Origin of the sequence: Pseudomonas sp. MWU16-30317 (assembly GCF_020515695.1) — a bacterium.
Lineage (GTDB): Bacteria > Pseudomonadota > Gammaproteobacteria > Pseudomonadales > Pseudomonadaceae > Aquipseudomonas.
Genome location: NZ_JAIWJA010000003.1, coordinates 406,850 through 426,831, shown reverse-complemented (window position 1 = coordinate 426,831; position 19,982 = coordinate 406,850). Strand labels below are relative to the sequence as shown.

21 protein-coding genes and 1 other RNA gene are annotated in these 19,982 nt (G+C 60.5%); 6 read left to right on the top strand and 16 right to left on the bottom strand.

Annotated features, from left to right (window positions below; all coding sequences use genetic code 11):
• The first annotated feature begins 31 nt into the window (after positions 1 to 31).
• Positions 32 to 352: a DUF2388 domain-containing protein gene (locus tag LIX93_RS11005; RefSeq protein ID WP_226504067.1), complete on the top strand. Its 321-nt coding sequence runs from the start codon at positions 32 to 34 to the stop codon at positions 350 to 352.
• Between the two features lie 121 nt (positions 353 to 473).
• Here the strand turns inward: LIX93_RS11005 and gcvH are convergent, their stop codons facing one another.
• The 8 genes from gcvH to LIX93_RS10965 form a co-directional block, all read right to left on the bottom strand.
• Positions 474 to 857, bottom strand: a complete 384-nt coding sequence (gene gcvH, locus LIX93_RS11000; RefSeq protein ID WP_226504066.1) for a glycine cleavage system protein GcvH — start codon at positions 855 to 857, stop codon at positions 474 to 476.
• Positions 858 to 900: 43 nt separating this feature from the next.
• Positions 901 to 1,983: a glycine cleavage system aminomethyltransferase GcvT gene (gene gcvT, locus LIX93_RS10995; RefSeq protein WP_226504065.1), complete on the bottom strand. Its 1,083-nt coding sequence runs from the start codon at positions 1,981 to 1,983 to the stop codon at positions 901 to 903.
• Positions 1,984 to 2,155: 172 nt separating this feature from the next.
• Positions 2,156 to 3,766 carry an iron ABC transporter permease gene (locus LIX93_RS10990; RefSeq protein WP_226504064.1) on the bottom strand — a complete coding sequence of 537 codons (1,611 nt, stop codon included), beginning with the start codon at positions 3,764 to 3,766 and terminating at the stop codon, positions 2,156 to 2,158.
• Positions 3,767 to 3,878: 112 nt separating this feature from the next.
• The gene (locus LIX93_RS10985) at positions 3,879 to 4,877 is read right to left on the bottom strand and encodes an extracellular solute-binding protein (RefSeq protein WP_226504063.1); all 999 of its coding nucleotides are present in this window, start codon (positions 4,875 to 4,877) and stop codon (positions 3,879 to 3,881) included.
• 92 nt (positions 4,878 to 4,969) lie between these two features.
• Positions 4,970 to 6,190, bottom strand: coding sequence for a 2-octaprenyl-3-methyl-6-methoxy-1,4-benzoquinol hydroxylase (locus tag LIX93_RS10980; protein ID WP_226504062.1), 1,221 nt, complete (start codon positions 6,188 to 6,190; stop codon positions 4,970 to 4,972).
• A 63-nt stretch (positions 6,191 to 6,253) separates the two neighbouring features.
• A complete protein-coding gene (gene ubiH, locus LIX93_RS10975; protein WP_226504061.1) occupies positions 6,254 to 7,447 on the bottom strand; it encodes a 2-octaprenyl-6-methoxyphenyl hydroxylase in 1,194 nt (397 codons plus the stop codon).
• Entirely contained in the window at positions 7,444 to 8,778 is a 1,335-nt protein-coding gene (gene pepP / locus LIX93_RS10970) for a Xaa-Pro aminopeptidase (RefSeq protein ID WP_226504060.1), read from the bottom strand. The genes ubiH and pepP overlap by 4 nt, the downstream gene beginning before the upstream one ends.
• A 43-nt stretch (positions 8,779 to 8,821) precedes the next feature.
• Positions 8,822 to 9,376: a YecA family protein gene (locus tag LIX93_RS10965; RefSeq protein ID WP_226504059.1), complete on the bottom strand. Its 555-nt coding sequence runs from the start codon at positions 9,374 to 9,376 to the stop codon at positions 8,822 to 8,824.
• 163 nt (positions 9,377 to 9,539) lie between these two features.
• On the opposite strand from LIX93_RS10965, the gene LIX93_RS10960 reads away from it, so the two are divergent.
• The 4 genes from LIX93_RS10960 (at position 9,540) to LIX93_RS10945 (ending at position 10,969) form a co-directional block, all read left to right on the top strand.
• Positions 9,540 to 9,749: a TIGR02449 family protein gene (locus LIX93_RS10960; RefSeq protein WP_226504058.1), complete on the top strand. Its 210-nt coding sequence runs from the start codon at positions 9,540 to 9,542 to the stop codon at positions 9,747 to 9,749.
• A complete protein-coding gene (locus LIX93_RS10955) occupies positions 9,746 to 10,060 on the top strand; it encodes a cell division protein ZapA (protein ID WP_226504057.1) in 315 nt (104 codons plus the stop codon). Before LIX93_RS10960 ends, LIX93_RS10955 begins: the two co-directional genes overlap by 4 nt.
• A 31-nt stretch (positions 10,061 to 10,091) precedes the next feature.
• Positions 10,092 to 10,269, top strand: a non-coding RNA gene (ssrS, locus tag LIX93_RS10950) — 6S RNA.
• A gap of 88 nt (positions 10,270 to 10,357) precedes the next feature.
• Positions 10,358 to 10,969: a 5-formyltetrahydrofolate cyclo-ligase gene (locus LIX93_RS10945; protein WP_226504056.1), complete on the top strand. Its 612-nt coding sequence runs from the start codon at positions 10,358 to 10,360 to the stop codon at positions 10,967 to 10,969.
• Positions 10,970 to 11,056: 87 nt separating this feature from the next.
• On the opposite strand, the gene LIX93_RS10940 is transcribed toward LIX93_RS10945, so the two are convergent.
• Positions 11,057 to 11,197, bottom strand: coding sequence for a hypothetical protein (locus tag LIX93_RS10940; RefSeq protein WP_226504055.1), 141 nt, complete (start codon positions 11,195 to 11,197; stop codon positions 11,057 to 11,059).
• A 197-nt stretch (positions 11,198 to 11,394) separates the two neighbouring features.
• Here LIX93_RS10940 and LIX93_RS10935 point away from each other — a divergent pair, with 197 nt between their 5' ends.
• Positions 11,395 to 11,847: an EVE domain-containing protein gene (locus tag LIX93_RS10935; RefSeq protein ID WP_226504054.1), complete on the top strand. Its 453-nt coding sequence runs from the start codon at positions 11,395 to 11,397 to the stop codon at positions 11,845 to 11,847.
• 6 nt (positions 11,848 to 11,853) lie between these two features.
• On the opposite strand, the gene LIX93_RS10930 is transcribed toward LIX93_RS10935, so the two are convergent.
• From LIX93_RS10930 to trxA, 7 genes are all read right to left on the bottom strand, one after another.
• The gene (locus LIX93_RS10930; RefSeq protein WP_226504053.1) at positions 11,854 to 12,264 is read right to left on the bottom strand and encodes a flagellar basal body-associated protein FliL; all 411 of its coding nucleotides are present in this window, start codon (positions 12,262 to 12,264) and stop codon (positions 11,854 to 11,856) included.
• Between the two features lie 149 nt (positions 12,265 to 12,413).
• Positions 12,414 to 13,103 carry a gamma-glutamylcyclotransferase gene (locus tag LIX93_RS10925; RefSeq protein WP_226504052.1) on the bottom strand — a complete coding sequence of 230 codons (690 nt, stop codon included), beginning with the start codon at positions 13,101 to 13,103 and terminating at the stop codon, positions 12,414 to 12,416.
• A gap of 266 nt (positions 13,104 to 13,369) precedes the next feature.
• On the bottom strand, positions 13,370 to 14,338 hold the full coding sequence (locus tag LIX93_RS10920; protein WP_226504051.1) for a CDP-6-deoxy-delta-3,4-glucoseen reductase: 969 nt from the start codon (positions 14,336 to 14,338) through the stop codon (positions 13,370 to 13,372).
• Positions 14,338 to 15,804, bottom strand: a complete 1,467-nt coding sequence (gene ubiD / locus LIX93_RS10915) for a 4-hydroxy-3-polyprenylbenzoate decarboxylase (RefSeq protein ID WP_226504050.1) — start codon at positions 15,802 to 15,804, stop codon at positions 14,338 to 14,340. Before ubiD ends, LIX93_RS10920 begins: the two co-directional genes overlap by 1 nt.
• Before the next feature lie 87 nt (positions 15,805 to 15,891).
• Positions 15,892 to 17,844 (bottom strand): acyltransferase family protein, encoded by a 1,953-nt coding sequence (locus LIX93_RS10910; protein WP_226504049.1) that lies wholly within the window; start codon positions 17,842 to 17,844, stop codon positions 15,892 to 15,894.
• A 252-nt stretch (positions 17,845 to 18,096) separates the two neighbouring features.
• Positions 18,097 to 19,356 (bottom strand): transcription termination factor Rho, encoded by a 1,260-nt coding sequence (gene rho, locus LIX93_RS10905; protein WP_226504048.1) that lies wholly within the window; start codon positions 19,354 to 19,356, stop codon positions 18,097 to 18,099.
• A gap of 239 nt (positions 19,357 to 19,595) precedes the next feature.
• A complete protein-coding gene (trxA, locus tag LIX93_RS10900; protein ID WP_226504047.1) occupies positions 19,596 to 19,925 on the bottom strand; it encodes a thioredoxin TrxA in 330 nt (109 codons plus the stop codon).
• Between the last annotated feature and the right edge of the window lie 57 nt (positions 19,926 to 19,982).

The following is a 19,982-nucleotide window of genomic DNA, read 5'->3' as shown; positions in this document are numbered from 1 at the left end:
ATCAGGAATAATAAAACTGGAGTATTCCGTCATGCGTCTCAAGATCGCCGCTGTCACGCTCGCCCTGCTTTCCCTGCCTGTCGGCTCAGCCATGGCTGACGGCTTTCTGCGTCAGGTGCTGTCGTCCGGCGCCACCACGGGCTCGACCTACCTGACGTTCAAGGATCACAAAATGATCATTGCCGCTCAGGACGACGCAGGCAGCTTCGTTGCCAGCGACGGCAACATCCGTGGCCCTTATCTGGAGGCTGCCATGGCCAAGGTTCGCGCCGAGAATCCAAGTTTGAAGGCTTCGGACATGGATCTGGCCAACGCTATCCTGGCCAAGAATGCGGTTGTAGATAACAACTGAATCACTGATTGCTCGCAGTAAAACTATTGTGGGAGCGGGCTTTGCCCGCGAAGAGTTCCGCAGCGCTGCCGAACCCTTCGCGGACAGAGCCCGCTCCCACAATTGTCAGTACTGACACTGCTTACTCGCCGATTGCAGCCTTGTACCCGGCCGCATCGAGCAGCTTGTCCAAATCACCTGCATTGGCCGGCTTGAGCTTGAAGATCCAAGCCCCGTAAGGATCGCTGTTCAGCAGCTCTGGCGAACCCTGGAGCTCGTCGTTGACGGCAATGACTTCGCCTGCAACAGGCGCATAGATGTCCGACGCCGCTTTCACCGACTCAACCACGCCCGCCTGATCGGCAGCAGCGAAGGTTTTGCCGATCTCGGTCAGTTCAACAAATACCACGTCACCCAAAGCTTCCTGGGCATGGTCGGAAATACCGACGGTCACTGTGCCATCAGCTTCCAGACGCGCCCACTCGTGGCTCTCGGCGAAACGCAGTTCGGCTGGGATATCGCTCATAGTGTTGTCCTCAACAGGGTCAGCGGTAGGCCGCCAAAAAATATCAGATCAGGGTTTTGCCGTGACGTACGAACGTCGGCCTTACGACGCGCACCGGGTACCATTTGCCGCGGATTTCGACTTCAGCACGATCAGCGGTAGCCATCGGCACACGCGCCAAAGCAATCGACTTGCTAAGCGTAGGAGAGAAACTACCACTGGTGATCTCCCCTTCGCCAATCTTGCTGATGCGTACCACCTGATGAGCGCGCAACACACCACGTTCTTCAAGCACCAGGCCGACCAGCTTGCGCTCGATACCGGTACTGCGCTCAGCTTCGAGGGCTGCACGACCAATAAAGTCACGCTCGGCCGAGTCCCAGCATACCGACCAGGCCATATTGGATGCCAAGGGCGAATTGACCTCGTCCATGTCCTGGCCGTACAGATTCATACCGGCTTCCAGGCGCAAGGTATCACGGGCACCCAGACCGATGGGAGGGATGCCAGCGCCGACCAGATCGTTGAACAGCCCCGGCGCCTGCGTGGCGGGCAGGATAATTTCGACACCGTCTTCACCGGTATAGCCGGTACGGGCGATGTACCAGTCGCCTTCGGCAGCACCTTCAAATGGCTTGAGCGACTGCACCCGCTGCGCCCGTGCTTGATCCAGCACCTCGACCAGACGCTGCCGGGCCTTGGGACCCTGAATGGCGAGCATGGCCAGGTCGGCGCACTCGCGTACTTGGACGTCATAGCCAACGGCTTGCGCGTGCATCCAGGCTAGGTCCTTGTCTCGGGTGGCGGCATTGACCACCAGACGATAACCTTGCTCGGTCAGGTAGACGATCATGTCGTCGATGATGCCACCCTCAGGCTCCAGCATGGCACTGTAGAGCGCACTCCCTATGGACTGCAGACGCTCGACATCATTAGCCAGCAAGCGCCGCAGCCATGTCTTGGCCTGAGGCCCGGTCACGTCGATGACAGTCATGTGCGAGACGTCGAATACACCGCAGTCGCGACGCACCTGATGATGTTCCTCAACCTGGGAACCGTAGTGCAGCGGCATATCCCAGCCGCCAAAATCCACCAGCTTGGCACCCAGTGCGAGGTGCAGATCAAACAGTGGTGTACGCTGTCCCATGGGTGTCTCCTTCCGGGCGTGGCGAAGGTGCGGCCCTCGCTTCAGGCTCAATGAAATGTCCGAGCCAAAAACCATATGAAACAAAGAGATAACCGTCACCCGCAACCCCTGTCGCGAGTGAGCGGTCCGCACCGAATGCCGCGCATTGTAGCTGCAAGGGACGACACTGGCACTAGCAGCTTCGACCAGCGCCGTGCGCCGAACGTCGTATCAGGCCGATGACCGGCAGCAACCCTACCGCCACGAGGGTCAACGCCGGCAACGAGGCGCGCGCCCACTCGCCTTCGCTGGTCATCTCGAAAATCCGCACAGCCAGCGTGTCCCAGCCAAAGGGACGCATCAGCAAGGTAGCAGGCATTTCCTTGAGCACATCGACGAATACCAGCAAGGCGGCGCTCATCAGGCCCGGCACCAGCAGGGGTAGATACACCCTCAGCAGCACCGTCCGCTTGTCGGCCCCCAGGCTCTGCGCCGCTTCCGGCAACGAAGGGCGAATCCGCGCCAAGCTGCTTTCCAGCGGCCCGTAGGCGACCGCCATGAAACGCACCAGATACGCCAGCAGCAGCGCGGCGAGACTGCCGAGCAGCAATGGTCGTCCGGCCCCCCCCAACGCGCTGGATGCGGGCACCACCAGCACCCGATCCAGGTAGCTGAACCCGAGCATGATTGACACCGCCAGCACCGACCCCGGTAATGCGTAGCCGAGGTTGGCCAAACTGACCCCCGCACGTATTCCCGACGTTGGAGAAAAACGTCGAGCAAAAGCCAGCATCAAGGCAATCACCACGGTGATCAACGCTGCCATCGCACCGAGATACAAAGTGTGCAGGATCAACGCGGCATAACGTTCGTCCAGATCGAAGCGCCCACGCTGCCAGCACCACACCAGCAATTGCAGTACCGGTATTGCAAAGGCACAGGCGAACACCAGTGAACACCAGGCGGTGGCTGCCACAGCCTTCAAGCCGCGCAGATGATAGAGCGCCCCCAACCGCGGACGCTCGCTGGCGGCGTGATGGGCGCCTCGGGCACGGCGTTCGCCATAGAGCACCAGCATCACGGCCAGTAACAGCAGGCTCGCCAGTTGGGTGGCGCTTGAGAGGCTGAAGAATCCGTACCAGGTCTTGTAGATGGCCGTGGTGAAGGTATCGAAATTGAATACCGACACCGCGCCGAAATCGGCCAGGGTTTCCATCAGCGCCAGCGCGACCCCGGCACCGATCGCCGGCCGCGCCATGGGTAACGCGACCCGCCAGAACGCCTGCCAGGGCGATTGCCCGAGCACACGCGCCGCTTCCATCAGGCCCTTGCCTTGGGCAAGGAAGGCCGTACGCGCAAGCAGGTAGACATAGGGATAGAACACCAGCACCAGGACGCTGATCACTCCTCCCGTGGAACGCACCCGCGGCAGCCGCAGACCCACACCGAACCACTCGCGCAGCAGGCTTTGCAGCGGCCCGGCGAAGTCCAGCAAGCCGACGAAGACGAACGCCAGCACGTAAGCGGGGATTGCAAACGGCAGCATCAGCGCCCAGTCGAGCCAGCGCCGGCCTGGGAACTCGCAGAGGCTGGTCAGCCACGCAAGACTGACCCCGAGCACCGTGACGCCAATGCCAACACCCAACATCAGAACCAGCGTATTACCCAGTAGCCGTGGCATCTGGGTATCCCACAGATGCCCCCAGATTTGCATATCGATTGATTGCCACGACAGCAGCAATACACTCAGGGGCAGCAGCACAAACGCAGCGACGGCGAACACCGGCAGATGCCAGCGCGTCAACACGCAGATCCTTTTGGCAAGGAAGCTTGCCCCCGAAAAAAATTACCGGCCCAGAGGTGCGCCAGACACACCGAATCGAGGGCAAACCTCCTTGCTACTGGTAACGGCAGGATCAATTCCAGCCCACCCGATCCATCAGGCGAATCGCCTCGGCCTGGCGTTTGCCTGCCACTTCCACCGGTAGCGTGTCGGCCTTGAACGCGCCCCAACTGGCCACCTCCGCGGACGGCGCGACGCTCGGGTTGGCTGGAAACTCCTGATTGGTATCCGCGAAAATACGCTGCGCATCGGCTCCAGTCATCCACTCCACCAACGCCTTGGCGGCTGCCGGATGCGGTGCATGTCGGGTCAGGCCGATACCTGACAAGTTGACGTGCACGCCACGATCATCCTGATTGGGCCAGAACAGCTTGACCGGCAATGCAGGGTCCTGCTTGTGCAGACGCCCGTAGTAGTAAGTGTTGACGATACCTACGTCGCACTGCCCGGCAGCGATGGCCTGGAGCACGGCAATGTCGTCGGAAAAAACATCGGTGGACAGGTTGTTGACCCAACCCTTGAGGATCCGCTCGGTCTGCTCGCTGCCGTGAGTTTCAATCAAGGTGGCGGTCAACGACTGGTTGTAGACCTTCTTGGCGGTGCGCAGGCACAAACGCCCTTCCCACTGCTTGTCCGCCAGGGCTTCATAGGTGGAAAGCTCCGCCGGCTTTACCCGAGCGGTTGCGTATGCAATGGTCCGCGCGCGAAGGCTCAAGCCCGTCCAGGCGTGGCTGGACGAGCGATATTGTGCGGGGATATTGGCATCGATGATCGGCGACTCGATGGGCTGCAAAATGCCCATCTGCTCGGCTTGCCAGAGATTGCCGGCATCGACGGTGAGCAGCAGATCGGCGGTAGCATTGCTGCCCTCGGCCTTGATGCGCTGCATCAGCGGGGCTTCCTTGTCGGTGATGAACTTGACCTTGACGCCGGTCTGCGCGGTATAGGCGTCGAACACCGGTTTGATCAGTTCGTCGATGCGTGACGAATACACCACCACTTCGTCCGCCGCCACAGCGTGACTGCCAAACAGGGTCAATGCCAGCGCGGCCAGGAATCGCTTGCACGCCATGGGAAGTGCCTCAGCTTGAAAATGAGGCGAAATGGTAGTGAATCCCATTTAGCATCACAATCAAACTCTCGGCCGTGCAGTTACCAGATGTTTCAGGGACGCGCCAACGCCGGCAGGTCGCCGCTCAACCCCAGCGCCTGTCGCACGAACAGCGCCTTGGCCTGGGCGCTCTGGTCGACCAGTTTGAGGCCCGTGTTGCGCAACCAGCGCAACGGCAGCCGATCAGCCTGGAACAACCGTTCGAAGCCTTCCATCGCTGCCATCAGCGCCAGATTGTGCGGCATGCGCCGACGCTCATAACGGCTCAGCACGCGCATGTCGGCCAAGCGCTCACCCCGCTGCACCGCGGCCAGCAGCTCTTCCGCCAGCACCGCAGCGTCGAGAAATCCCAGGTTGACGCCCTGCCCGGCCAGCGGGTGAATGGTGTGTGCGGCATCGCCGATCAAGGCCAGGCCATTGTCGACATAGCGCTTGGCATGGCGTTGGCGCAACGGTACGCACAGGCGCGGATCTGCCGCCAGCACGGTGCCCAGGCAACCCTCGAAGGCCCGCTCCAGCGCGCGGCAAAAGGCATCATCGTTCAACGCCATCATCCGCTCGGCTTCCACCGGGGTGATCGACCAGACGATCGAACACCAGTGTTCATCACCGCGCTGCAACGGCAGGAAGGCCAGCGGGCCGTCATCGGTGAAGCGCTGCCAGGCGGTATCGGCGTGGGGCTTGTCGCAGCGCACGCTGGTGACGATGGCGTGGTGCAGATAATCCCACTCGCGAGTTTCACAACCGGCAAGGCGCCGCACAGCCGAGTGCGCGCCATCGGCGGCGATCACCAGCGGCGAGCGCAACTGGCGACCATCGGCCAGGGTCAACAGCCAGTCATCCCCGGAGTGGCGCAACTGTTCAAGACGCGCATTGGCCAGCAAGCCGATGTCGCTGTCATGCAGGCATTCGAGCAGGGCATCCTGAACCACGCGGTTTTCGACGATATGCCCCAGATGCTCGGCGTGGACGCTGGACGCCGAGAAGTGCACCAGCCCCGTGCCGCTGCCGTCCCAGACATGCATGTCGGTGTAGGGGCTGGCGCGCCGTTGCCGGACGCCCTCCCACGCGCCAACACGCTCGAGGATGCGTTGACTGGCGACCGACAGCGCACTGACCCGCGGTTCAAAGGGCCCATCGACGGCAAACGGCTTGACCGTCAGCGGCCCGCCATCGAGCAGAAGAATCTCCAGACCGCTGTTCTGCAGGGCCAAGGCGAGGGCGCTGCCCACCATGCCGGCTCCGACTATCAGCACATCCGCGCGCGTTTCCATGGGGTCAAGCCTGTTTGACGGGCGACCGCACGGGTCGCCGAATGGGAGAGAGAATAACCGGCATCAGGGGCGAGGATCCGGACGGGTACCCAGGCCCATGGCCTGCCGCGCGAACCAGCGCTTGGCCGGCGGCAGCAGGTCGAGCCCCAGCAGCCCGAGGTTGCGCCCCGCCGCCACCAGCGGCTGCGGCGTGGCAAACAAACGCGTGACCTGATCGGAAAAACCGACCGTCAATTGTTGATCCTGACGCTGACGCTCACGATAGCCCTGCAAAGTCGCGAAGTCGCCCGGGAGCTCGGGGCTGGCCAACAGCGCCTCGGCCAGCGCCTGCACGTCACGCAGCGAAAGATTGAAGCCTTGGCCGGCAATCGGATGCAGGCTGTGCGCGGCATTGCCAAGCACCGCCAAGTGCGGGCGCACCTGCTCTTCGGATTCGATCAGCGACAGCGGATACAGCTGCCGCGCGCCGACCTTGAGCAAGGCGCCCAGTCGATAGCCGAAGACCCCTTGCAGCTCCTGCAAGAAGCGCCTGTCGTCCAACTCGGCCAGCCGCTGCGCGTCCATGCCCTGACGGGTCCAGACCAATGCGCAGCGGTTTTCCGGCAGCGGCAGCAGGGCCATCGGGCCTTCGTCGGTGAAGCGCTCGAACGCCTCGCCATTGTGAGATTCGCCTGGGGTGATATTGGCGATCAGCGCGCTCTGGTCATAGGGCCGAGTGCGCACACCAATGCCCAGTCGTTCGCGCAGATCGGAACGGCCACCGTCCGCCACCACCGCCAGATCGCATTCCAGGCGAGTACCGTCATCCAACACCAACTGGTAGCCATCGGGCAGGGTCTGCAGGGTGCGTACTTCGCGCGGGCAATGCCAGGAGACCACCTCCGGATCGAGTCCCTGCCACAGGCAAGTGCCTAGCCAGGCATTCTCCACCACATAGCCGAGCGCGGGCACGCCCTCTTCGATCGCACTCAAGCGCGTCACGCCAAAACGGCCACGGTCGGAGACGTGAATCTGCTTGATCGGCTGCGCATGGCGACTGACTGCTTGCCAAAGACCCAGGCGGTCGTAGATCTGCCGGGTACCGAACGACAACGCCGAAGAGCGCGCGTCATAGCTGGGCTGGTAAGCGTCACCGGGGGCAAAACGCTCGATCAGGCTGATGCTCCAGCCACGCGCCTTGGCGCCAGCCTGCAACGCCATGGCCAGGCTGGCTCCCACCAGGCCACCGCCGATGATCGCTATGTTGACGCGGCTCATGCGGCTTGGGTTCTGGCAGCGGCCATCAGGGCCTCGATTTCGTCGACGGTCTTGGGCACGCCATTGGTCAGGATCTCGCAGCCATGGCGGGTGACCACCACATCGTCTTCAATACGCACGCCAATGCCTCGCCATTTTTTTGCAACATTGAGGTTGTCCGGCGAAATATAAATGCCCGGCTCGACCGTCAGGGTCATGCCGACCTCCAGCACCCGCCAGGCACCGCCAACCTTGTATTCGCCGACGTCGTGCACATCCAGCCCCAACCAGTGACCGGCTCGGTGCATGTAGAAAGCGCGATAGGCTTCGCTGGCGATCAATTCCTCCACTGTCCCCTGCAACAGGCCCAGCTCTACCAAGCCGGCGGTGATCACCTGCACAGTGGCCTCGTGGGCCTGATTCCAGTGTTTGTCCGGGCCGATAGCGGCAAAAGCGGCTTCCTGGGATTTGAGCACCAGTTCATAGATCGCCCGCTGCTCGACAGAAAACCGCCCGCTGACCGGGAAGGTGCGGGTGATGTCGCTGGCGTAGCAATCGATCTCGCAGCCCGCGTCTATCAGCACCAGGTCACCATCCTTCAGCACCGCTGCATTCTCCTGATAGTGGAGGATGCAGGCGTTACGGCCGGCCGCGACGATGGAGCCATAGGCCGGCATGCGCGCACCGCCTTTGCGGAATTCGTATTCCAGCTCGGCTTCGAGGCTGAACTCATGCAGCCCCGCCCGGCACGCCTGCATCGCACGGATATGAGCGCGGCAGGAAATGGCCGCGGCCTCGCGCATGACCTTGAGCTCGGCCGCCGACTTGTACAGACGCATGTCGTGCAGCAGATGGTCGAGGGCGACGAATTCCTTGGGTGGCAACGAACCCATCTTGGCCTTGGCGCGGATGGTGTTGATCCACTCCATGAGATGGCGATCGAACTCGGCGTTGCTGCCCATGGCGCTGTAAACGCGATTGCGGCCCTCGATCAGGCCCGGGAGGATTTCATCGATATCGGCGATAGGGAACGCATCATCGGCGCCAAAATCGCGAATCGCCCCTTCCTGGCCAGCGCGCAGGCCGTCCCACAGCTCGCGCTCGGGGTTACGCTCGCGGCAGAACAGCACGTACTCGCCATGCTCGCGGCCGGGGATCAGGGCCACCACGGCCTCGGGCTCGGGAAAGCCGCTCAGGTACTGAAAATCGCTGTCCTGGCGGTACACATGCTCGACATCACGGTTACGGATCGCCACCGCCGCAGCGGGCAGAATGGCGATACTGTTGGGCTCCATCTGCGCCATCAGCGCTTTGCGGCGCCGGGCGTATTCGGACTTCGGGATATGGATCATGGGCGAAGCGATTCCCCTGTCGGCAATGGCTGAAAAGTCTGGATCAGTGCTGCGTTGGCTTGGCGACCGGCGCCGCCGACTTGTTCAGCTCAGTGAACAGCAGCAATGGCGCGACGCGCAGGTACTCCATGACTTCCATGTAGTCGTTCTCGCCGTCATCGGATTCGTCGAGGGCATCCTGGACTTGAGCGATGGCGGTCAGATCCTGCAGCACTTCCATGGCATCGGTGCTCAAAGCAGTGTCGCCCGCAGCGATACCGAAGCCGGTGAGGAAGCCCTGGCACCACTGGCCCAAGGCCTCGGCGCGCTCCTTGAGGGCTGTGTCATCACTCGGCAACAGCAGGACCACGGTCATGTCGTCGCTGGTGAGCTCGCCCTTGACCATCTCTTGCAGACCGATCAGCGCCTGGCGGATGTTGTCCTGGGGCTCGCCACCCAGCAGGTCGGCAGCATCGGCGATCCAGGTGTCGTTGTCGAAACCGGCGCCACCGCAACTGCGGCCGAGCAGCAGGCCATGCAGTTCGGCGGGCGATACCGGATGGTCGCCAGTGTTGAGCAATGCGGCAAAAGCGTGATACGGGGAATTCTGTATAGGCATGATAACTAGGCGCCAAGCGGCGCAATGTCTAGAATGAAGGCCTTGTATCCTAGCACCGGCAGGCACGCCAAGACCATCGACGCCGCCGCCGACTATTACAAGCCTCCAGGTCCACCCGCATTCGGACCATATTTCATCCTCCAGGACCGAATCGAACAGCCCCATGGAACAAACCGACCTGAACCTCCTGATGGACAGACTTGAACGATTGATCGATCGAGTCGAGCAACTAAAACAGCAAAACGGACTCCTACTAGCTCAGGAAAAATCCTGGCGCGAGGAGCGCGCGCATCTGATCGAAAAAAATGAAATCGCCCGGCGCAAGGTTGAATCGATGATTTCGCGCCTCAAGGCCCTGGAGCAAGACTCATGAGTTCAAGCAATAGCGTCACCGTGCAGATCCTCGACAAAGAGTATTCGATCATTTGCCCACAGGAAGAACGCAGCAATCTGGTGGGCGCGGCGCGTTACCTGGATGGCAAGATGCGCGAGATTCGCAGCAGCGGCAAAGTCATCGGCGCCGACCGTATTGCGGTGATGGCCGCGCTGAATATCACCCATGATCTGCTGCACCGCCAGGATGCGCCTGCAGCCGCCGACGGCTCGACTCGCGAGCAGGTTCGCGACTTGCTCGACCGTGTCGATCTGGCGTTGGCCAGCGATGCCGACGCACCCAAGGGCTGATTCCGCGCTCGCTTTGGGGTATACTGGCAACCGCTCCCTGGAGTGCTTGCCAGTCGGTCATGTCCCTGAGCCGATACGCACAACCACGGGGGTTGCACGTGGGGCCGGTGTGCATGTCCGCTCGACGGAAAGCCTTAAGGCCTCCTGTAATCTCCACCTTGAACTTTCGGGTTCAAGGGCTACACCGACAGCGGTTCGTCGGGGAGCACCTTTCTTCAAACCCCTGCCCTTGTTGGCTCCGGCGGGGGTTGCCCGGTCCGCCTGCCGCAGCCCTTGCGCCTCAGGACACTTACCCCGATGACTTCTTCTGCGCCCCTTACGCGTGTGCAACTGCGTCGCCAATTGCGTGATGCACGCCGCGCCCTGACGCCTGTGCAGCAACGTCGGGCGGCACTCGATCTGTACCGCCAACTTGCCCAGCACCCACTGTTTCGCCGCAGCCGTCACGTATCTTTGTACCTGCCCAACGACGCCGAAATCGATCCACGGCTGTTATTGCGTGCGGCACAGCGTCGCGGCAAGCACACCTATCTGCCGGTGCTCAATGACTGGCCACGAACCCGGATGGTGTTCCAACGAGTGCTGCCGGGGGAAAAACTGCGCCCTAATCGCTTCGGCATCGCAGAGCCGCACATCGATCGCGCAAAGCAGCGAAAAGTGTGGGCGCTGGACTTGGTCCTGCTGCCGCTGGTGGGCTTCGATGAAGCCGGCGGACGCCTGGGCATGGGCGGTGGATTCTATGACCGCAGCCTGGCGTACAGAGGCCGGCGCAGCGCCTGGCAAAAGCCGGTGCTGTTGGGGCTGGCTCACGAATGTCAGAAAGTGGAGAAGCTATCCCAGGCCAGCTGGGACGTGCCGTTGCAGGGTACGCTGACAGACAAGGGATGGTATCTGGCGCAGAAGGGGTAGATTTCAAGGGCCCCTTCGCGGGCAAGCCTTGCTCCTACAGGTGTACGACTGTGGGAGCGAGGCTTGCCCGCGAAGAGGCCGGTAGACTCAGCGATGCTGCAAGGGTGCAACCACAGGCGCCGGCTCATCGGCCTTGCGATCCCAGAAACTCTGCGCATAACCGGTAGTCACGATACCCAGACCCAACAACGCAACCAACACCCACAACAAATCCGGCTTGCGACGCATCTACAACCCCCAAAAAATGAATATGAAAAATCCTGTCGCCGGATGTAGTAGTCAATGGCCGGACGGCAGTGTCTGAATCAAAAGTTGGCGCATTCTGCGACAACCCGCCTCATCGCGCAAATGGTGGCGCGATACCGGCTGTCGGTAAATTGTAATCCTGTAATAATGATCTGAGACGAACATTTCGAGGAACTGTCATGGCCTACTGGCTGATGAAATCCGAGCCCGACGAGCTCTCCATCACCGATCTTGAGCGCCTGGGCCATGCCCGCTGGGATGGCGTACGCAACTACCAGGCGCGCAACTTCATCCGCAGCATGGCCGCCGGCGATCAGTTCTTCTTCTACCACTCAAGCTGCCCCGAACCCGGAATTGCCGGCGTCGCCCGCATCGACAGCGAGGCGTACCCCGACCCGACGGCGCTGGACCCAGCAAGCCACTATCACGACCCTAAAGCCAGCCCTGAGAAAAACCCGTGGAGCGCGATCGATGTCGGCCACGTCCAGACCTTCTCCAAGGTCATCGCCCTCGGCACCCTGAAATTGCAGAGCGCACTGGCGGAGCTGGCCCTGGTGCAAAAAGGCAGCCGCCTGTCGGTGATGGCGGTTACACCCGAGCAGTGGGCCGCCGTCCTCGGTTTGTTGCGTTGACCGTTACTACTGGACGATCAAGTTATTGAACAGCAGGTCTTCAACTATCGGCTTGCCTTCTTCGTCGTTGAGCACCTGCTGGGTCTCTTTCAACGCTTCCTGGCGCAGGGCTTCCTTGGAGTCGGACTTGCTCATCGAATCCACGGTCTGCTGAGTGAACAACTGCACCAGCTTGTTGCGAATCAGCGGCTCGTGGTGCTTGACCGCCGCCAGCGCCTCGGCACCGGTCACTTTCAGGGCGATATCAGCCTTGTAGACGTGCAGTTTCGGCCCGCCGTCCAGCGAATAATTGCCCACCAGTGGCGGGGTCAGCGAGTAATAGGTAACGACCGGCCCGGCACCTTCCTTGGCCTCTTCATTGGCCATGGCGGCCATTGGCGCGGACAGCGCCAGCAACATCAGGATCAACGATTTCAATGTTTCGCTCCTCGCAAAATGAACACAGCATAAACACCCCGACACCCAAATCAAAATCGGGCGGTGGTGTCGATGAGAAGGAGCGCTATACCCCTCGATGCCAGAGTTATCGGCAGCCAGCAGGAAAGGTATAGGGCAGGTTTGATGCCTTAAAGGCGCGGTACGTCCAGGCCAGTGACCTGAATCCGTTCGGCGGCGGACGAGCAATGGCAGCGCTTGATACGCGCCTCCAGATTGCGGTCCGGCATGGCGTGCGTGCGCAAGGCGCTGATGGTCTGCTCGACATACTCGCGGGTAGTGCCGAAGCGCCCACTGGCATTGGCAAGTATCTGCGTCAGCAGATTATCCGGCAGGTTGCCGGCATAGCTGGGCAGATGACGCTCGAGTACGAAGCCCAACGCCTGCACCTTGCTGCCATCGTCGAGGCGGCAATTGAGCCAGTGCGGGCGATAGGAGGGATAAGGCATCTCGCGCCTCCACAGGGCAACCAGCGAATCACGCAGATGCTCCTCCGGCAGGCGAAAGGCGAAACCGCTGCAGGAGCCGCCGCGGTCCAAGCCAAAAACCAGGCCGGGCTGCTCTGGGGTGCCACGGTGTTCGTGAGACCACAGGTAGAGGCCACGATGATAGCCATGGATCCGCGCGCGCCGACGCTCGACGGCCGCGCACTCGGGGCGCCAGATCAACGAGCCGTACGCGAACAGCCAGACTGGCCCACCTTTGTGCAGCCCCATGGTGGAGTCGAGAGAGTGCGCCAACTGCTCATCAGTCAGTTGCGGCCCCAGATCGAGGCTGGGCGGATAGATCGCATTCAAATGTGCAGTTTCAATAGCGGACATAAGCAGACGCCTGATATCCCCGTGAGTTGAAAGGACAACTTACTCTAACCGATGACAGGGTACTGATGACTACCGTACGGCAGATACCCACAGAAAAACAAGCCCTTAGTCTTGGTTATAACTATCCGTTTTAAAATTTGTTATAAAGCCCTAAATAAGTGCGAGGTATCAAAAGTTGCACTATTGCAGGGAGTGCTCTCAGGCATTCGTAAATAAAAATATACAAATTCATATACATCCGGTACCACAGCGCGCCCTGTCATGATTCAGGACCGCGGCGCGTAGGCAAACGCATCCGCACGCATCTGATGCGCGTCCATCCCCGCCGCCACCAGTGCGTCGAGCGTGGCGTAGATCATCGCCGGTGAACCGCTGGCATACACATGAGCCTGGGAAAGATCGGCAATGTCCTCACACACGGCTTCATGCAACAGGCCGCACCGCCCTTCCCAGCCGCAAAGATCGCTGACCACCTTGTGCAAGAACAAGTTGGGCAACTGTTGCCATGCCTGCCAGTGCTCGATTTCGTAGAAGTCTTCGGGCCGCCGCACGCCCCAGTACAGGTGCACCGGATGAGCAAAACCCTTGGCTCGGCAATGCTCGATCAGGCTGTGCATTTGCGCCATCCCGGTGCCTGCGGCAATCAATACCAGCGGTGCGTCAGGCAATTCGGCCAGATGCGCATCACCGAACGGCAATTGCAGACGCGCGCCGTTGTTGCGTTGCAACTGGGCGATCAGGTTGCGCGCACTGTCTTCGCGCACCAATACGTGCAGTTCCAGCTGACGCCCGGTATGGGGCGCCGACGCCAAGGAAAACGCCGAACGCTCGCCATTGTCGCGCTCGAGCATCAGGTATTGGCCAGCATGGTAGCGCGGCGGCTTGCCGGCTGGCGCCAGCAAACGCACCCGCCAGACATCCCCGCCCACCGCCACGCATTCGCTCAGCTGGCAAGCGAAACTGCGAACCGGTAACTCACCCAAGGCAAGAACGCCATCCCACAGAACGACGCAGTCTTCCAGGGGCTCGGCAACGCAGGTGTAGATTTCACCCTGTACACGCACTTCTCCCTCTTGCTGCACCCGCCCCTCAACCAGCAACGCCGAACAAACGTGGCAATTACCGTTGCGGCAGCTGTTCGGGCACTCGTAACCCAGGCGCTGGGCCGCTGCCAGAATTGGCTCGGCGGGCAAGGTGTCGAGCACCGCGCCGCAAGGCTGCAAAGTCACGCGCATCAGTCTATTCCCAGTTGATTCCAGAGTTCGTCGACGCGGCGAGTGACCGCTTCATCCTTGACGATGACCCGACCCCATTCACGCGTGGTCTCGCCCGGCCATTTATTGGTGGCATCCAGGCCCATCTTCGAGCCAAGACCGGACACCGGCGAGGCGAAATCCAGATAGTCGATGGGGGTGTTATCGATCATCACGGTGTCGCGTTTTGGATCCATGCGCGTGGTGATAGCCCAGATCACGTCGTTCCAGTCCCGCGCGTTGATGTCGTCATCGGTGACGATAACGAACTTGGTGTACATGAACTGTCGCAAAAACGACCAGACACCCAGCATTACCCGCTTGGCATGGCCAGGGTACTGCTTCTTCATCGTGACAATGGCCATGCGATAAGAGCAGCCTTCGGGTGGCAGGTAGAAGTCGGTGATCTCCGGAAACTGCTTCTGCAGGATCGGTACGAACACTTCGTTCAGCGCCACGCCGAGGATCGCCGGCTCATCCGGCGGCCGGCCCGTGTAGGTGCTGTGGTAGATCGGCTTGATCCGGTGGGTGATGCGCTCGACGGTGAACACCGGGAAGCTGTCGACTTCGTTGTAGTAACCGGTGTGGTCGCCGTACGGGCCTTCAGGTGCCATTTCACCCGGATGGATCACACCCTCGAGGACGATCTCGGCACTGGCAGGCACTTGCAAATCGTTGCCACGGCACTTGATCAGCTCGGTACGATTGCCCCGCAACAGGCCCGCAAAGGCATATTCGGAAAGGCTGTCAGGCACCGGCGTTACGGCACCGAGGATAGTCGCCGGGTCGGCGCCCAGCGCGACCGACACCGGGAATGGCCGGCCCGGATGTTTTTCACACCACTCGCGATAGTCCAGCGCACCGCCACGGTGGCTCAACCAGCGCATGATCACTTTGTTACGGCCAATGACCTGCTGGCGATAGATGCCCAGGTTCTGGCGTTCCTTGTTGGGCCCGCGCGTCACCGTCAGCCCCCAGGTGATCAGCGGCGCGACGTCGCCAGGCCAGCAATGCTGCACGGGCAACATGCCGAGGTCGACATCGTCGCCTTCGAGGACCACTTCCTGACAGGGCGCATCCTTGACCACCTTGGGCGCCATGGCGATGATCTTCTTGAAGATCGGCAACTTCGACCAGGCATCCTTGAGCCCCTTGGGCGGCTCCGGTTCCTTGAGGAAGGCCAGCAGCTTGCCGATTTCACGCAGCTCCGAGACGTCCTCGGCGCCCATGCCCAACGCCACCCGCCCCGGAGTGCCGAACAGGTTGCCGAGCACGGGAATGGTATGCCCCACAGGGTTTTCGAACAGCAACGCGGGCCCTTTGGCGCGCAGCGTCCGGTCGCATATCTCGGTCATTTCCAGTATCGGAGAAATCGGTACCTGAATACGTTTCAACTCGCCACGCTGCTCGAGTTGCTGCACGAAATCCCGCAGATCCTTGAATTTCATTAAAGACGCCACCCCCAAAATAGGTGTACATCCTACCCGTTCTGAGGGCCAAACTGCAGCACTGTGAGCGCGTGGCCGTCCTCAATCCTACTGAACACCGTGCGCCAACGGAGCGAAAAGCGGGCTCATTCGAGCCCCCCCGAAGTCCGAGAGATGATCTACGTCCTTGTAGAGCAGGTGCCCGTCGGCCTCGATATTACATATCTTGTCAGGGCACATCAGTGATGTCGGATCGATGATACGCACGCCTGGGTCAGCCGCACTCAGGGAGTCGAACAACGTATTGATGAAGCGATCACGCGCCAGATGCTCGTCAAGCGGACGGCCCAGCCCTTCGGGTGAACGCCCTATTCTGGCCAGACTGGTCAGTCGTTCGACGGCGCCTTTGCGCTGCAGCGGCACCTGCTTGAATAGCCAGACCTCCACGCCTGCCTGGCGCAACGCCGCGACACGTGCTGTCACTCCGGCCGCCAGGCGCTGCTCTGCCTGCTGCTTGGTGTCGTGAGGGTTAAGCATCATCCTCTTATCGGCGCCCTCGAAGCTGTACATGTAATACCCCCAGTTGGAGGCTAATACGACTTGCTTGATCCCCAACTCGACCACCCGCTTCATGGTTCGCTCGTTGAAAGACGTGCACCGCTCACGCGGGGCCGAGCTCAAGATCGGCGGACAGGCGCTCATACTGTAGAGCCATATCTGCCGGCCCTGGCTTTTGGCCGTGGCCTGAATCGCCGGCCACAATGCCGCGGCATGGCTATCGCCCCAGAACAGCAGCGTCGCCGGGCCCTGTTGGCCCTTGCCCGCCAGACAGGCTTTGTCCAGATGCGTATCGTTGAAGCTCAATACCATGCAGCCTTCCTGTCCCGCATTCCAATCCCTGGATTGGGCGTACTCCATTTCCTTGGCAGAGAGCCGCTGGGGAAATCCCTCTTGGGATCGAACCACTGCGCCCATCGCCGCCAGTACCACAATTGCCACCAAGGCACCGACCAGCAGGGCATTGCGGCCGGCCAACACGCGCTTTTCGCGAAAGGGCAGTTCGACGAAACGCAGGCTTACCCATGCCAGCCCTAACGCCAATGCTATCCAGGCAGCGGCCTCAAGCGGCTGAATGCCATCGGCAGAGACGGCGTTGGCATAAACATAGACCGGCCAGTGCCACAGGTACAGGGAATAGGAGAGCAAGCCGATCCAGACCATCACGCGCGTACTCAGCAGTTGCCCGACCCATGTCGAGCCCTGCGCCCCGGACCAGATCAGTGCAGTCGCACCGAGTACCGGCAGCAACGCGGCCCACCCGGGAAATTTTGTCGACGCATCGAAAGTGAATACCGCCACCAGGACAGCCGCCAACCCAGCCAACCCAGCCACCTGGTAAATCCAGGGCCTGACAGCGCTTTTCGATGCCGGCAAGACGGCCAGCATTGCGCCGCACAACAGTTCCCAGGCGCGCGCCGGCAGTGAGAAGAACGCGACCTCGGGCTTGCGATCGATATGCCCGACATTCAATCCGAACGAGACCAGCAACACCGCAAACAACACCCAGCGCCAATGCCGCAGATAGCGCATCAGCACCATCATGAGTAATGGAAAGAAGATGTAGTACTGCTCTTCGACGGCCAACGACCATGTATGCAGCAAGGGTTTGAGATCCGATGCTGGCTCGAAGTAGCCGTCCTGGCGCATGTACAGGAGATTTGAAATGAACAGCGCCTGGTAACGCGTCGCCCTGCCCAGTTCGGAGTAATCCTTAGGCGTCAGCAGCAGCCAGCCCAGGGCTAGCGTCACCAGTAGTACCACGCTCAGTGCTGGCAGGATCCGCCGAGCACGGCGGCCCCAGAAATCCAGGAAACTGAAGCGCTGTGCGTTTATTTCTCGAAACAGGATGCCAGTGATCAAGAAGCCTGAAATGACGAAGAAAACATCGACACCGACGAAACCACCACTGAACGCGCTAAAGCCAAAATGGAACAGCACCACTGGGATAACGGCCAGGGCCCGCATCCCGTCTATGTCTCGACGATTACCAAACGTGTGCATGACGCTCCTTATCCTATCGGATACAAACCATTACAAAGGCTCGTCGGCGATAGAGGTCGGGACACAACTGTCTTAACTCCGCATCAACCGCACACCCGTTGAATACTGGCGTGTGCGCCATACAGCACCGCGCGAGGCCTGAATCGAGCGCGGAAGTTTACATGAGCGAGAATATGGTTCCAGATACAATCCCGTACGAACGCAAAAAAAAACGCCCCTTTCGGGGCGTTTTCTCATGAAGCGGCAAACGTGTTACTTGCGCTTCATCGACAAGAAGAACTCGTCGTTGGTCTTGGTCTGCTTGAGCTTGTCGATCAGGAACTCGATGGCGGCGACTTCGTCCATCGGGTGCAGCAGCTTGCGCAGGATCCACATGCGCTGCAGCTCGTCGTCGGCGGTCAGCAACTCTTCGCGGCGGGTGCCGGAGCGGTTGATGTTGATGGCCGGGAAGACGCGCTTCTCGGCGATCTTGCGGTCCAGGGGCAGCTCCATGTTGCCGGTACCCTTGAACTCTTCGTAGATCACTTCGTCCATCTTCGAACCGGTTTCGACCAGCGCGGTAGCGATGATGGTCAGCGAACCGCCTTCCTCGATGTTACGCGCGGCACCAAAGAAGCGCTTTGGCTTCTCGAGCGCATGGGCGTCGACACCACCCGTCAGCACCTTGCCAGAACTCGGGATCACGGTGTTGTAGGCGCGAGCCAGACGCGTGATGGAGTCCAGCAGGATGACCACGTCCTTCTTGTGCTCGACCAGGCGCTTGGCCTTTTCGATGACCATCTCGGCCACTTGCACGTGACGGGTCGGTGGTTCGTCGAAGGTCGAGGCAACCACTTCGCCGCGCACGGTGCGCTGCATCTCGGTCACTTCCTCTGGACGCTCGTCGATCAACAGCACGATCAGATGGACTTCCGGATTGTTACGCGTGATGTTGGCGGCGATGTTCTGCAGCATGATGGTCTTGCCCGCTTTTGGCGGAGCGACGATCAGGCCACGCTGGCCCTTGCCGATCGGAGCGCACAGGTCGATCACGCGACCGGTGAGGTCTTCGGTGGAACCGTTGCCGGCTTCCATCTTCATGCGGATGGTCGGGAACAGCGGCGTAAGGTTCTCGAACAGGATCTTGTTCTTCGCGTTTTCTGGACGGTCAAAGTTGATCGTGTCGACTTTCAACAGGGCGAAGTAACGCTCGCCTTCCTTCGGAGGGCGGATCTTGCCAACGATGGTGTCACCGGTGCGCAGGTTGAAGCGACGAATCTGGCTGGGCGAGACATAGATATCATCGGGGCCAGCGAGGTAAGAAGCGTCAGCCGAACGGAGGAAGCCGAAGCCGTCCTGGAGAATCTCCAGCACGCCATCACCGGAGATTTCCTCGCCGCTTTTGGCATGTTTTTTCAACAGGGAGAAAATCACATCCTGCTTGCGCGAACGGGCCATATTTTCTATGCCCATCTGTTCGGCCATTTCGAGCAGATCGGTAATCGGCTTTTGCTTGAGTTCAGTCAGGTTCATAAGGGAATGACGTAATCATGTTTGGAGGGAGAAATTAAGCTTTGGGCTTAATGAGGCCGCGCCGCAGAGAAGGCGACAGGATCGCGTACTGTTCGAGTAGGAATGCGTCGGCGACGGCTTGCAGGGGGCAGAGGAGAAACCAATGCGAGGCCGAATGTACCACTTGAGTTTGGGGACGTCTAGTCGGCGCCCACAAAAAACCCCGCATCAAGCGGGGCCTTCACAACGCTAGCATCGGATCAGATGTTGGCGTCGAGGAATGCAGCCAGTTGCGACTTGGACAGCGCGCCAACCTTGGTAGCAGCCACTTCTCCATCCTTGAACAGCATCAGTGTCGGGATACCGCGCACAGAATGCTTGATGGGGGTTTCGGGGTTTTCGTCGATGTTCAGCTTGGCAACGGTCAATTTGCCTTGATACGTGCCGGCGATTTCGTCCAGTACGGGTGCAATCATTTTGCAAGGGCCGCACCATTCTGCCCAGTAATCAACCAATACAGGGCCTTGGGCGTTGATTACATCAGCCTCGAAGCTGGCATCGGATACATGCTTGATCAGGTCGCTGCTCATGGAAAATCTCCAGTTCGTAAGCTAAAAACGTGGCCTATCATAGCTGGACCATTCTAT

Bases quoted from the DNA above. Each gene is read 5' to 3' on its own strand.
- rho (WP_226504048.1), bottom strand. From the start codon at position 19,356: ATGAACCTGACTGAACTCAAGCAAAAGCCGATTACCGATCTGCTCGAA.
- LIX93_RS10965 (WP_226504059.1), bottom strand. From the start codon at position 9,376: ATGCCTATACAGAATTCCCCGTATCACGCTTTTGCCGCATTGCTCAAC.
- trxA (WP_226504047.1), bottom strand. From the start codon at position 19,925: ATGAGCAGCGACCTGATCAAGCATGTATCCGATGCCAGCTTCGAGGCT.
- pepP (WP_226504060.1), bottom strand. From the start codon at position 8,778: ATGATCCATATCCCGAAGTCCGAATACGCCCGGCGCCGCAAAGCGCTG.
- LIX93_RS10960 (WP_226504058.1), top strand. From the start codon at position 9,540: ATGGAACAAACCGACCTGAACCTCCTGATGGACAGACTTGAACGATTG.
- gcvH (WP_226504066.1), bottom strand. From the start codon at position 857: ATGAGCGATATCCCAGCCGAACTGCGTTTCGCCGAGAGCCACGAGTGG.
- LIX93_RS10980 (WP_226504062.1), bottom strand. From the start codon at position 6,190: ATGGAAACGCGCGCGGATGTGCTGATAGTCGGAGCCGGCATGGTGGGC.
- LIX93_RS10910 (WP_226504049.1), bottom strand. From the start codon at position 17,844: ATGCACACGTTTGGTAATCGTCGAGACATAGACGGGATGCGGGCCCTG.
- LIX93_RS10935 (WP_226504054.1), top strand. From the start codon at position 11,395: ATGGCCTACTGGCTGATGAAATCCGAGCCCGACGAGCTCTCCATCACC.
- ubiH (WP_226504061.1), bottom strand. From the start codon at position 7,447: ATGAGCCGCGTCAACATAGCGATCATCGGCGGTGGCCTGGTGGGAGCC.
- LIX93_RS10925 (WP_226504052.1), bottom strand. From the start codon at position 13,103: ATGTCCGCTATTGAAACTGCACATTTGAATGCGATCTATCCGCCCAGC.
- ubiD (WP_226504050.1), bottom strand. From the start codon at position 15,804: ATGAAATTCAAGGATCTGCGGGATTTCGTGCAGCAACTCGAGCAGCGT.
- LIX93_RS11005 (WP_226504067.1), top strand. From the start codon at position 32: ATGCGTCTCAAGATCGCCGCTGTCACGCTCGCCCTGCTTTCCCTGCCT.
- LIX93_RS10985 (WP_226504063.1), bottom strand. From the start codon at position 4,877: ATGGCGTGCAAGCGATTCCTGGCCGCGCTGGCATTGACCCTGTTTGGC.
- LIX93_RS10940 (WP_226504055.1), bottom strand. From the start codon at position 11,197: ATGCGTCGCAAGCCGGATTTGTTGTGGGTGTTGGTTGCGTTGTTGGGT.
- LIX93_RS10955 (WP_226504057.1), top strand. From the start codon at position 9,746: ATGAGTTCAAGCAATAGCGTCACCGTGCAGATCCTCGACAAAGAGTAT.
- LIX93_RS10945 (WP_226504056.1), top strand. From the start codon at position 10,358: ATGACTTCTTCTGCGCCCCTTACGCGTGTGCAACTGCGTCGCCAATTG.
- LIX93_RS10920 (WP_226504051.1), bottom strand. From the start codon at position 14,338: ATGCGCGTGACTTTGCAGCCTTGCGGCGCGGTGCTCGACACCTTGCCC.
- gcvT (WP_226504065.1), bottom strand. From the start codon at position 1,983: ATGGGACAGCGTACACCACTGTTTGATCTGCACCTCGCACTGGGTGCC.